At 47.8% G+C, this 12,210-nt stretch carries 9 protein-coding genes; 2 read left to right on the top strand and 7 right to left on the bottom strand.

The features are described 5' to 3' along the window. Positions 1-127 precede the first annotated feature (127 nt). Entirely contained in the window at positions 128-1,840 is a 1,713-nt protein-coding gene (locus CWC22_RS05920) for an alkaline phosphatase D family protein (protein ID WP_138539394.1), read from the top strand. 52 nt (positions 1,841-1,892) lie between these two features. Here CWC22_RS05920 and CWC22_RS05915 read toward each other — a convergent pair whose 3' ends face one another. The 5 genes from CWC22_RS05915 to hrpB all read right to left on the bottom strand — a co-directional run bounded on the left by CWC22_RS05915 (position 1,893) and on the right by hrpB (position 7,547). Beyond that, the gene (locus CWC22_RS05915; protein WP_138539395.1) at positions 1,893-2,234 is read right to left on the bottom strand and encodes a hypothetical protein; all 342 of its coding nucleotides are present in this window, start codon (positions 2,232-2,234) and stop codon (positions 1,893-1,895) included. Between the two features lie 2 nt (positions 2,235-2,236). Beyond that, positions 2,237-2,788 (bottom strand): hypothetical protein, encoded by a 552-nt coding sequence (locus tag CWC22_RS05910; protein WP_138539396.1) that lies wholly within the window; start codon positions 2,786-2,788, stop codon positions 2,237-2,239. A 26-nt stretch (positions 2,789-2,814) separates the two neighbouring features. Next, on the bottom strand, positions 2,815-2,991 hold the full coding sequence (locus CWC22_RS05905) for a hypothetical protein (protein WP_164517584.1): 177 nt from the start codon (positions 2,989-2,991) through the stop codon (positions 2,815-2,817). Positions 2,992-3,282: 291 nt separating this feature from the next. Continuing rightward, complete coding sequence (locus tag CWC22_RS05900) at positions 3,283-4,941, bottom strand: diguanylate cyclase (protein ID WP_138539397.1); 1,659 nt, start codon at positions 4,939-4,941, stop codon at positions 3,283-3,285. A 161-nt stretch (positions 4,942-5,102) separates the two neighbouring features. Then, positions 5,103-7,547, bottom strand: coding sequence for an ATP-dependent helicase HrpB (gene hrpB / locus CWC22_RS05895; protein WP_138539398.1), 2,445 nt, complete (start codon positions 7,545-7,547; stop codon positions 5,103-5,105). 291 nt (positions 7,548-7,838) lie between these two features. Here hrpB and CWC22_RS05890 point away from each other — a divergent pair, with 291 nt between their 5' ends. Continuing rightward, positions 7,839-8,387, top strand: coding sequence for a metal-dependent hydrolase (locus CWC22_RS05890; protein ID WP_138539399.1), 549 nt, complete (start codon positions 7,839-7,841; stop codon positions 8,385-8,387). A 31-nt stretch (positions 8,388-8,418) separates the two neighbouring features. On the opposite strand, the gene CWC22_RS05885 is transcribed toward CWC22_RS05890, so the two are convergent. Further along, entirely contained in the window at positions 8,419-9,351 is a 933-nt protein-coding gene (locus CWC22_RS05885) for a diguanylate cyclase (protein WP_138539400.1), read from the bottom strand. A gap of 102 nt (positions 9,352-9,453) precedes the next feature. Further along, positions 9,454-12,192, bottom strand: coding sequence for a CHASE domain-containing protein (locus tag CWC22_RS05880; protein WP_138539401.1), 2,739 nt, complete (start codon positions 12,190-12,192; stop codon positions 9,454-9,456). Between the last annotated feature and the right edge of the window lie 18 nt (positions 12,193-12,210).

Raw genomic sequence — 12,210 nt, 5'->3', positions numbered from 1 at the left:
GAGGCTTCCCGTGCACCAAAACTATGCAAATTGCAAAGAACATCTGGGTTGAATTAACAAAGGAAATACACACAGAACTTGCAAGCGCAACTTGTTTACTTCGCTTGCGTTAATACCAGGTAAAATAATGAAGACAATACGCTTACTGCTCAGCATCAGCACTGTATTTGGCAGTTTCCATGCACTGAGCGCCCCAGAGGTGCATTACGACCAGTGTCAGAACACATTTAGCTATATGGGTGCCAGTTATCAGGGCACAACGGATAAAAATAACTCAGGTAGTCAGTGGTGTTACCTTAAGCAAGCCACTGATGGCTCCAGCTGGGGCAATGTCCGGATTGAAACCATCCCCGCATTTACTACAGTCTCCGGGAAAAGCTGTAAGACCCCCTCCAACTATCTGGGCGAGCAGTTTTACGGCTGCTCTACACGTAATCACAGTGCCCCCTGGTGTTATGTTGACGAGCAGGGAAGCTGGGAAGAGTGCGCGACACAAACGCCTGATCCCCTGATGAGTCACACGCATCCGCAACCAGAGAAGCGCCTGGATCGTGTCGCGCTGGGTTCTTGCTTTAAAACAAAAGGCGACATGCCTGCTGCTCTGGCACGCCTGATAGGACATAAGCCTGACTTATTTTTCTGGCTAGGTGACAATATTTACGCAGACACCGAAGACATGAGTACAATGCGCCAAAAATATGATGATAAGAAGCGTAATTCAGACTACCAAAAGTTTCTTGCTGCTGAAATACCGGTTATGGCAACCTGGGATGATCACGACTTTGGCCGTAACAATGATGGTAAACACTATCCTAAACGTGCCGAGAGCCAACTGGAATATTTACGCCATTTTGATGCCAAGGCGGACGATCCCAGGCTCAATGGTCAGGCAGGTATCTATGAAGCGAAAATGCTGGGACAAAAAGGAGAGCAAACGCATGTGATCACGCTAGATGCGCGTTACTTTCGCTCACCCACCTTTTCCAGCTATGGAGCCTGTGAAGGTGACGCAACGACCATCTTGGGTGAACAACAGTGGCAATGGCTGGAAAAAGAGCTTAGCAAGCCATCCGAAATTAAGTTAATTGCCAGTGGGATACAGGTTCTGCCACCTTTGTATCAGGGTCGCAGTCGGAATAGCTATTGTGCCTATGGAGATGGTAAAAAGTTCGAACAGGCACTAAGCAACCTACAGGAATCCGACATGTCGGGTACAAGTTATGAATCCTGGGCTGAAGTGCCTCTGGAGCGCGAACGCCTGCTTAGGTTAGTACAGAAGTCAATCAATACGGGTAATGCAAAAGCAGTGATCTTCTTATCTGGCGACCAACACTGGGGTGAATTATTACAAAAAGAGATCCCTGCCAGCAGTGAATATGGAAATATGGCCAGAGTTTATGAGGTCACTGCTTCCGGATTTGGACAAAACTGGCCATATCACATCGAAAACCCGTTACGTTTACCTGTCTATGCCGATACCAAAGGAGACGGTAACTACAACAAACAGTGCAAATTCCCTGCTAAATATGCCGCGGTAACCTATCAAGGGTGTATTACCCGGGATCATGACAAACCCTGGTGTTACACCGAAGTCGATGAGAGCGGCAATGGCGTTAAAGGTGAATGGGGTAATTGTGCTGCCAGTGGCGCAACCATACCGACAGGTCAGGTTGGCGTTGTCAGCAAAAACATCGCAGATCTCACCACCAGCAACCGCCACTTAATCAATAAGTCGGGTAGTAACTATGGCATGCTGGATATAGACTGGCAAAAACGGACCATTAAAATGTCGATAGAAACGGCTGAAGAAGAAGCCGTATCAACCATCATTACATTTTAGGCGAACGAAAAAATGCGCTGTTCTGCTGCTGTAGGTCAGCGCCTTAACGCGCTTACTTGACCACCTTCAGCCCTTGTCTAGTTGTTCTCGAAGGCTCGGGTATCGGTTGATCCTTCGCGTAGGCTTTAAATGCACGCGCTCTATCGTGAGCACTGCGCACAGCGTCACATTGCGCAATAATATCTTCTTCATCCAGCGCCTCACCCAAATCCATCACAATCCTGTATGCGGATTCATATAGCTCTTGTTTAGTGTCTTCTTCAGCACGAAAACGCGTAAAAAATTCCTGCACTTTTTGCTCTGGCCCATGTAATTGAGCGCCCTGAATGCAAGCGCCTATAATAATACCAAGCATCAAAAAAATAGCCAAAGAGGTAAGAACGAGTAGCAACATGTTTAAGCCTCCTGCCGGATCCGGGTTTCCATAAATTTATAAAACGGATACTTGGCGACAATCAGCCACTCACACAGATTAGCAACCACAGTTGCAGGACCGTATATAGAGTACAACAGGTCATTCCCCAGATACCCTCTCAAGACCAGCTGTGCTGCGTTTAATAACATCAGGAATAAGGTAATATATAGGCTATACCGAGCCACTCTGACGAAATGGCACCCTCTGATAACATGAAGTAAATACAAAGTGGCAGCATAAGCAGCGGTTGTGCACACTATCACAAAGTAATACAGCTTGATCACCAACTGATTACCCGCCTCTATGTCCAACATATACGTAGCTAAACTACCACTGATGGCATGAAAAACCAGTACGGCAAGCGCAGTTAAAAAACATGAATGCATTTTATGATCGGCAGGTGTTTTTAAACTCGACTTCCCACCAAAAAACAAGCTAAAGCTATATTTCCTGAGCGAAAAGAGTACAAAAAGCACAACAATCAGTTCAAGAAAGCGTATTCCCCACCCCGCCACGATATAAAATTCATTCATGCTCAATCCTTTATGTAAAAACTCTACTAGCAACAATAAGGAGCAGAGTGAAAGGGGCGTGTAGGTTGGGCACCATCAGATCCCCCGCCACCGCCAACGACTTCAGCTAGCTGTTCCTGTGATAAATTAAGATTGGTTAACTGCTTAAGCTTTTTTGATTTCACACCTAAGCGATGACCATTTCGATTGATAGAAGCTTTCATGGGCTTTTCCTTACGTTTCTTTTTAAGATAGAACAGTCTTAGCCACGTGCTACAATCATGTTAAACAAGCAAAACCAAACTTGCAAACCTAAATTAACACAATTGTAACCACAATACATTTTGGCCAGACTATATTGACAAATACGTCCAAAACTAAGTTACCATGAAAATATTAATATTAAAGGTACTGCTTTGAAATATCATGCGACAAAATGCAATTTCAAGCTGAAATGATAACTATGAAGATATGTGCTCATGGTGACTAGTTAAACCATGAGTGTAAAATGCAGGCTAAGTATGATGCTGCTCCTGGTAAACACATACTCGATTTCGCCCCGTACGTTTTGCATCATACAATGCGTCATCCGCTTGTTTTAACATCACTTTACCACTGCGCACCCCGGGTTGATAAAATGCCACACCAAAACTTGCTGAAATAGTGAACCGTGTATCTTTGGCAGTGAAATTCAACTCCGTCAGGTCACAACGCAGACGCTCTAAGTAAATGGCCACTTGGTCCTGTTCACATTCAGGGATCAAAATACAAAACTCTTCACCCCCAATACGGGCAACCATATCGGAACTGCGACTGGACACCAGTAAGAACCGTGCAACTTCCTTGAGTACTTCATCACCGATATCGTGACCCCACTGATCATTAATTTGCTTAAAATGATCAATGTCGAGCAGCACCAGTGCAAACAAACACCCATAACGAGATGACCGATCCAACTCCTGCTCAAAGCGTAATGTAAAAAAGCGCCGGTTGAACAAGCCCGTCAAAGGATCCTGGTTCGCTGTTTTTTCCAACAAAGCATTGGCCTTCGTTAGCTCAGCGGTGCGCTCATCAATTCTATCTTGCAGGTTTTCATTCAGAGACTTAAGTGAATGCATCATATAACTAAAATGAGCGGTCAGCTCTCGGACTTCCTGCCAGCCATGCGTCACTCTTGGTGGGTCGCTCAATTCACCATCATGAGTGACTTTCTCAATATGAGATTTTAGATTCTCAATAGGCTGAGAAATATAAGTCGACAGGCCAACCCCGACAATCACGGCCAAAAAGACAATACCCAACTGAGCGGCATAGATAACGGAGCGATTGGCATGCACCATGGCATTCACTTCACTTTCATCTATTTTGGCTACCAACCCCCAATCTAACTGCTCGATGTAGCGGGTTGACGCCAACACAGGAACATCACGATAATCAGGCGCCTCTTCAAGAACCAGTTCGTTGCCTGACAGAGCTTGAATAATGGGCACTGTGCCTTGGGTAAAGGATACTGTACGTGTGAATGCAGCCTTGGGGTCATATTTCAAAGGCGTCGCAAATAAGGCATCACCATTGCTGTTTTGCATTGCAATCAGCCATTCGCCTGTCTGACCCAGTCCCGTGCGATCTCTCACCAGTTGGTTCAGAAATTGAGTGGAAAAGTCCACTTTCACATAACCGGTTAATCGTCCGTCTAACAATAACGGGGCAACCCGACTTAGTTGCACCACACCTTGATGCTGCTCAAGACGAACAGGGCGATCTTCAAATTGGGCTGAGACTAGATTATCAAGCCGTTCAAACCCATTGGTTGCGGTCACGAACTGACCCCGTTGATCAAACACCCCTATACTTTTGAGATAGGATCTATCTAAGGCTGCATCATTAATGATCCGGGTAATTTGCACAAATGCCAGATCACTGCGAGTATCACTCCATTGTGCCAGCGACCGACGTAACTGCGTTCTGCTTGCTATTTGCGCCACATTGTCATTTGCGCGCTCTACCCCCGCTAGTATCCGTAGCTTAGCGATTTGCGAAATCGCACTCAGGTGGGACTTGACCTGCTCACGATACTGCACACCCGTGTAACTGTTGAGAGAATACAGTCCGATAAACAAAGGGAATGCCGTCACTAAAATGAAGGTGGCAATGAGCAAGTGTTTTAACTTCACATGCACCCGAAACACAGTCTGATTAGACTTTTTAGACTAGCACACATCAATAAAATTGCGAATAAAGCAACAATTTAGCAAAAACCTTAGTTAACCCATTATCCGGCACACAGGTAGCAACAAGCCTAATCAAAAGTTCGTAATACTAATCAGAATTAAGTCTACATACGACTCTTTACCCGATTGGTAGCCTGAGCAGTTGCGGGATCATCCGGCCAGAAGTGTTTTGGATAGCGTCCTTTCATTTCTTTTTGTACTTCACGATAGCTGGATTGCCAGAAGTGGGCTAAGTCCTGAGTCAGTTGCAGCGGCCGCTGAGCGGGTGAGAGCAACTCCATCAGCACAGGTAAACGCCCTTCACATAACACAGGGCTGTGACTCATGCCGTATACTTCCTGCATCCTTACCGCCAGACGTGCGGGACCATCAAGCTGATACTGAATACGTATATTTGATCCGCTAGGCACCGTAATACGCTGAGGTAGTAACGCATTAAGACGCTGCTGCTGAGACCATTCCAGTGTACTTAACAAAGCAGCATGAAGATCGAGTTTTTTCAACTGAGGTAATTGCTTAATATTATCTAAATAGGGACCAAGCCAAGACTCAAGATGCTTCAGCAAACTCTGTTCATCCAGAGCCCGAAACTCCTCCGGATAGAGCCGCTGAGCCAGCGTCATTCGGGTTAGCAAATCTTCACAATCTACATAGGCATTAAAAATCAGCAACCCCTGCTGACGCAACAGAGTTAGCCAGGCTTGAGTGCGTAATGCTGTGTCGACCGGCCCCGTTGCGGGTTTTGCAAGATACACCCAGTGACCGAGACAAATGCGGTGTTCATGGATAAACTGCCCTGACTTTTGCTCAAACTCACACACATCCTGCTCAGTAAACAAATAGGGCAACGCAGTGTATAACTGTTTAGGTTCAAATGCCGTTGCACTGAAGATTTGCTGCCCTTTGTGGCCGCCGAGATCGGCAATCGCCAGATAATTGGCATCCAGCCAGTATTCTTTGTGTGCATTCACCCCGGCACCATTGGCTAATACCCAGCCCTGCCCGCGACGTTTTGCAAGCCGATCGGGAAACGCGAGCGCAATCACGACTGGCAGATGCTCAACCGCCAGCTCCCCTTGTGCTTGCTGCAGTTGTGCCCGACGCAACCAATATGACAGCTGCTGACGAAAAGCACCATGTGGTTTTAGCGCTTGCTGTTGCAATGCGATACTCAACTCAGCAGACACTGACACCCGGCTTTCCAGCAACGCGATAAAATAACAGCCCAGGCGAGTTATTCCCGGGTAATCGGCTTCAAGCGCTTTTGACTTTAATAACATATGTCCGTATCTGGGGTCTGCGCCCAATGACTGAACCTGTTTGCCCAGCACAGTGACGCGGTCACGGTCATCAATTAACTCCAGGCTGCGCAACAAAGCTTGTGCTTTAGACAGCTGAGCCTCTGTCGGGGCATCCAGCAAGGCCAGTTCAGTTACCTCACTGCCCCACACCTTAGCTTCCAACATCAGACCACTCAGGTCACTACACAGAATATCCGCCCGGTCATGGGCATCGCGACGCTCAAACAAGGCCTTACTGCCCAAACGGTATACTACCCCAGCCTCAATACGGCCTGCACGCCCGGCACGTTGCACCGCTGAACTACGTGAAATGGACTGTGTCACCAACTCACTGACACCTGTGCGCAAGTTATAGTGAGCAGCCCGGCGCTTGCCGCTGTCTACAACGATGCGGATCCCTTCTATGGTCAGGGAAGTCTCGGCAACATTTGTCGTCAGCACCACTTTGCGCATGCCCGCTGGTGCTGGCTCAATGGCAGCCTGCTGAGCTTGTTTGTCCTGATCACCTGACAGTGTGGCTAACATCAGCTCCGGCTGAGCATTAAAGATATCCCGCAACGCGTCTGAAACATAACGAATTTCTTTTTGTCCGGGTAAGAACACTAAGATGCTGCCAGTCTGATCTTTTAGGGCCTGACGTACCATTGCCGGGATGTGCTCCAGCCAACGGCTTTCATCTTTTAACGGCACATAAATTTCATCAATGGGAAAGCTGCGCCCATCAGAGCGCACCAGAGGACATGCCAGAAATTGTTGATACCGTTCACTGTCCAGCGTCGCCGACATCACCAGCACGTGCAGGTCATCGCGTAACGCCATCTGCGACTCGAGCGCAAACGCCAGCGCGGTATCTGCCGCCAAAGAACGCTCATGAAATTCATCAAAAATGAGCAAATCAACGCCATCCAGTTCAGGGTCAGCCTGCAGCAAACGCGTTAATGTACCTTCAGTGACAATTTCAAGCTGAGTGCGAGCTGAGACTTTGACCTCCTGACGGATCCGCAACCCCACACGCTCACCCACAGACTCCCCCAGCTGTGCGGCAAGAAAGCCCGCAATATTACGTGCTGCAAGACGCCTGGGTTCTAGCATAATGATACGCTTAAAATGCCCATCCAACATAAGCTGTAACGGCAGCCAGGTGGACTTACCAGCACCAGGAGGGGCCTGTAACAAAACACGGGGCTGCGTAGTTAATTGCGAGACAAGTTCATTGTAGACGGCCTGAATGGGTAGCGCTGAGCTCATTTTTACTGCTGTTTTAAGTCCAATATAAGGCTAGTTTATACTAATCCCACAAATTAAGTGACTCATTCTGACTAGCTCGTCTCTCATTCTCCAACTGCCCCGCATCTTATCTGGCCCCCATTCTCCACATTGTTTTGGTCGTATTTTCACAGTAAATGGACGACTTTACCTCATATAAATGGACAACCAGTAAAGCTTGATGGGATGATCCAGAAAGGGGACGCACCGCTTCACTCAATTTGAACGGTCGAAAAAACAAAACCAGACAAACATATTAATCAAAGGGGCCCTATGACACCCAGTGCACACCTGATGATGAGCTGGCTATGTGGTGCCAGCACACTGACTACAAAACGTGAACGTATACTCATTACTGTCGCGGGCTTAACCCCAGATCTAGACGGTGCCGGATTGCTCATTGACTGGCTCTCAGGGACAACCCGATACTATCAACAATGGCATCATATCTATGGCCACAACCTGTTGTTTGCGATAGGTATTGCAACCTGTGCTGGATTGCTGGCACGTACCCGGCGAGGGTGCGTTTGGCTGATGTCGTTTATCGCCATCCATTTGCATTTATTCACTGACTTAATTGGTTCCAAAGGGCCGGATGGCTATCAATGGCCCATCCAGTACTTTTACCCATTCAACAACACCGGGTTTACCTGGCAAGGACAGTGGGCACTGAATGCCTGGCAAAACCAGCTAATATGGTTGCTGCTCCTACTGGTTTGCATTGGCTATATAAAACGTAAAAACATCTCTTTCTTTGAGCTCTTCGGCGATAAATTAGACAGCGCAGCACGTGCACTGTGTACCAGATTATTGTCAAGATAAACCAAGCAGTGAGGCACCAGCCCGGCGGGAATTAGTAAGAGGGGACAGCCATACTGGCCTGATACTGATTTCGCCCAGATTCTTTTGCATTGTACAAAGCAACATCAGCTTGCTCAATGAGCTTGGCTGGCGTAGTAGCTTTTGCGCTGCCCGTACAGGACAAACCCACACTCACAGTGACAAAATTATGGGGCGATGTTGGATGAGCAATGGCGAGCTTTGCCACACTTTGCACGACCTTGGAGGCAAATTCCTGCGCGCTATGTACTGAAGTATCGGGCAACAACACCGCGATTTCTTCGCCGCCATAACGACACACCAGATCGACCGGGCGCTGAGTACACAGCGACACTTGCCGGGTCACGTCTTTCAACGCTCTGTCCCCTTCGAGGTGCCCCTGACTGTCATTAAATTTTTTAAAGTAGTCAATATCAATAAGCAGTAATGCCAGAGGCACTCGCCGACGCAGGCTATCCTTTAAAAGGCGAACAATTTCAATATCGAAAAAACGGCGGTTATATAATTCTGTCAGGCCATCGACGAAGGATTGGTTGGTGAGAATGTCCGCCTGTACTTTGTACTTCAGATGGGTGGAGATCCGTTTAACCAGCGTACTGGCAACTAGGGGCTTTTCGATGAAATCGACGGCGCCTGCATCCCAGCACTTTTCCTGTACTTGGGGTTCCTGGCTTGCAGTAATAAAGATCACAGGAATATCGGCCAGCTCCGGTTGCGACTTAAGTTTTTTGCAGGCCTGTAGTCCAGACATACCTTCAAGATTGATATCCATGATAATCAAATCTGGCTTAATTTTATGACATACTTTTAAGGCAGTTTCAGCACTTTCAAAACTCACAGTGCGACAAACAGGCTTTAATATCGCACTTATCAACTTGCGGATCATTTTTGCATCATCCACCACCAATACCGTACAACTCTCGATACTGCGCACAATTTCAAACATCGAATTCCATCCCGTTTACCCAGGGTTCTGCCACTCTACACCCACACTAAGACAGGTCGGACTGCCTGAGTTAATTAACGAGGGTAATACTATCATAGCTCATTATAGGGATTTCAGCCGACCCGGTATTCTATTGGGTTGCGGTGCATGTGCTGAAATCACCTGCCAAAGCACTTTTTGTTCAATTGGTTTTGCAATATAGCCATCAAAACCTGCATGCTGATACTTTTGCCTGTCTTCGGTTAACACATTAGCAGTCAGGGCTATCACTGGCAATGCCGGGTGTTGCTGTTTTATGAGTTTACATGCCTCGACCCCATCCATCACAGGCATCTGGATATCCATTAACACAAACTCCGGGCACTGTTGCGCTACCTGCTCGACAGCCTCTTGACCGTTCCATACCATAGTGATGTCTGCATTACATTTATTGAGCAACGCACGAACCACCAGTTGGTTAATTTCATTGTCTTCTGCAACTAACACCCGCACACCCGTTAGATCTGGGAGTACGATCCCATCCTCGGACAACTCGGCCTGCGACTGTGCGCTTTTCTCAAGTGGCAGGTACACCGTAAAAACACTGCCCACGTTTTCCATACTTTGCACCTCAATGGTGCCCCCCATCAGTTCAACCAGAGAATGCGTAATGGATAGCCCCAGCCCGCTTCCCCCGAACTTGCGAGTCGTGGACTTGTCGGCCTGCTCAAAACGCTGAAACAGCCGGCCTAATGCTTCTTTACCGATGCCCACGCCTGTATCGCGCACACTAAACACCACACCGGGTTCGCCCTGTACCTCCTCGATTTCAAGGTCCACTCCCCCTTTTTGAGTAAATTTAATCGCATTAGATATTAAGTTGAGGAGTATTTGTCGAACCCTGACGGCATCCCCTTCCCAGCAGGCATGACCAGAATGCTCAACAACACTCAGATAAATCCCTTTCTGAGCGGCCACAGCCTGCAAGTCTGCCTGAATATGGCTAATTAATTCCGTCAAATTGAATGGCCGAACCTCCAATGAGAGTTTTCCTGCCTCAATCTTAGAAAAGTCCAGAATATCATTGATGATGGTGATTAATGCCTTAGCCGAATAAGTGGCTTTATCCAGATACTCCCTGGCTCTGCCTGATAGTGTCTCTTCACTCAATAGCTGTAAAGTGCCATACAAGCCATTCATGGGCGTGCGTATCTCATGGCTCATATTGGCCAAAAATTCTGATTTGGCCCGCGTTGCATGCTCGGCCACTTGCTTCGCTTCCGCCAGTGCCTGTTCATGCTCCAACTGTTCAGTCAGGTCGTAAGCAACCCCCAAAAAGCCAACCAACTTACCATGGTTGTCCTGAAGGCGCGACACACTCAGGCGCACCGGCGTCAATTGCATACTCTTTTTGACATAAGTCCAGTTGTTTACATCATTTTTGCCAAGACACGCCTTCGCCACAAAGGCTTCAAAACCGGGCTCTACAGGATAACCCAGCTCGGCGGTTAACTGTTCAGCGCGCTGTGCCACTTCCAGTTCCAGATGAAACACAGCGGGTGTACATTTACCTATCATCTCTTGCGCTTTATAACCCAAGAGCTTCTCCGCCGCAGGGTTAAAAACCGTGATCACTCCCTGAACATCGGTTGCTATCACTGAGTAGGTCGCACTGGCTAAAATACTGCGCTGTAATACCCCCACTTGTTCTATTTCAGCTGTTCGGGCAAGTACTTTTTGTTCCAGCACCGCATTGGCCTCTGACAGGGCTTTTTCCCGTGTTTCAGATAAATCCAGCTGATGTGCTTTAGACTGGTGCACACGTAATATCAGCAACTGTACGCAAAACACCACCAGCATTAATGCCAGTGTGATCATCACGGCTTCTCGCACCGCTCTGTATTGACTCGGTAACCCCAGTGCCTCGATGTAATTCGTGGTGGGGCTGAGTTCCAGCCGCCAGGTTCTGCCATACAGCTGACTAACGCTGTGGACTCGATACTGACTCAGTTCTGCTTGCAGCTCTCCGTGACTAAAGAACAAAGTGCTATTATGACGGTCGACATCCCTGACATTGAGGACCAGGTTACGCTTAATTCCTTTCAGCGAGTCCAGCACTTCATCAATGAGGATCGGGCTGTAACTCCAGCCTGCAAGTTGAGCCATACGCTCCGTGGGATTTTTAGGGATATCGTTTTGTGTATACACTGGCATAAGTATCAAAAAGCCATGCTGCGCTTTTTGATTTGCCTGTACTAAGGTGATTGGCGCAGTTAATGTAACTGCAGCGCGTCTGGCGGCTTCAGTCGCCGCAATCCGACGCATAGCTTCTGAGCCAATGTCCAGGCCTACTGCCTGCTTGTTACGCGATTCAGGCTCAATAAACTGGATCACATACAGGCTTTGTTCATGTGGTGTTATTTGTTTAATGCTAAACTGCTTATCAGGCCTTTGCTGTCGGGTGCTCTGAACAAACTCCGCTTTGCTTTCAGTGGGAACAAAGCGAATAAACCCAAACCCTCGCACTCCCGGGAACTCTCGTTCGTGATAGCGACTGCTTGTGTAGCGCTGCATAAGATCGTAAGTAAAGTTCTGCGCCCCCACTGTCTGAATAGCACCGCGCATTCCCGCCAGTCCATAACGATACAAGGCCATTCGCTCTTCCATCGCCTGAGTAAGACGGGTCAGATCATCTGCCATAGCACCTTTTATTCGAGCATCAATACGTTGCAAATGGGATTGGTGACTATACCAACCACCCAGGGCGCCCAGCACAATGACAAGCAACAAAGGCCAAATAAGCTGCCAAAGAGGTCTGTTTTCTCTTAGAGCCCCATCTGAGTGTTTTGTCACATCACTCATCTTAGTCTGGTCCGCCGT

The organism is Pseudoalteromonas rubra, from assembly GCF_005886805.2.
Taxonomy (GTDB): domain Bacteria; phylum Pseudomonadota; class Gammaproteobacteria; order Enterobacterales; family Alteromonadaceae; genus Pseudoalteromonas; species Pseudoalteromonas rubra_D.
Note: the sequence above shows the minus strand (reverse complement) of the source record. Positions and strands in the feature narration are given on the sequence as shown.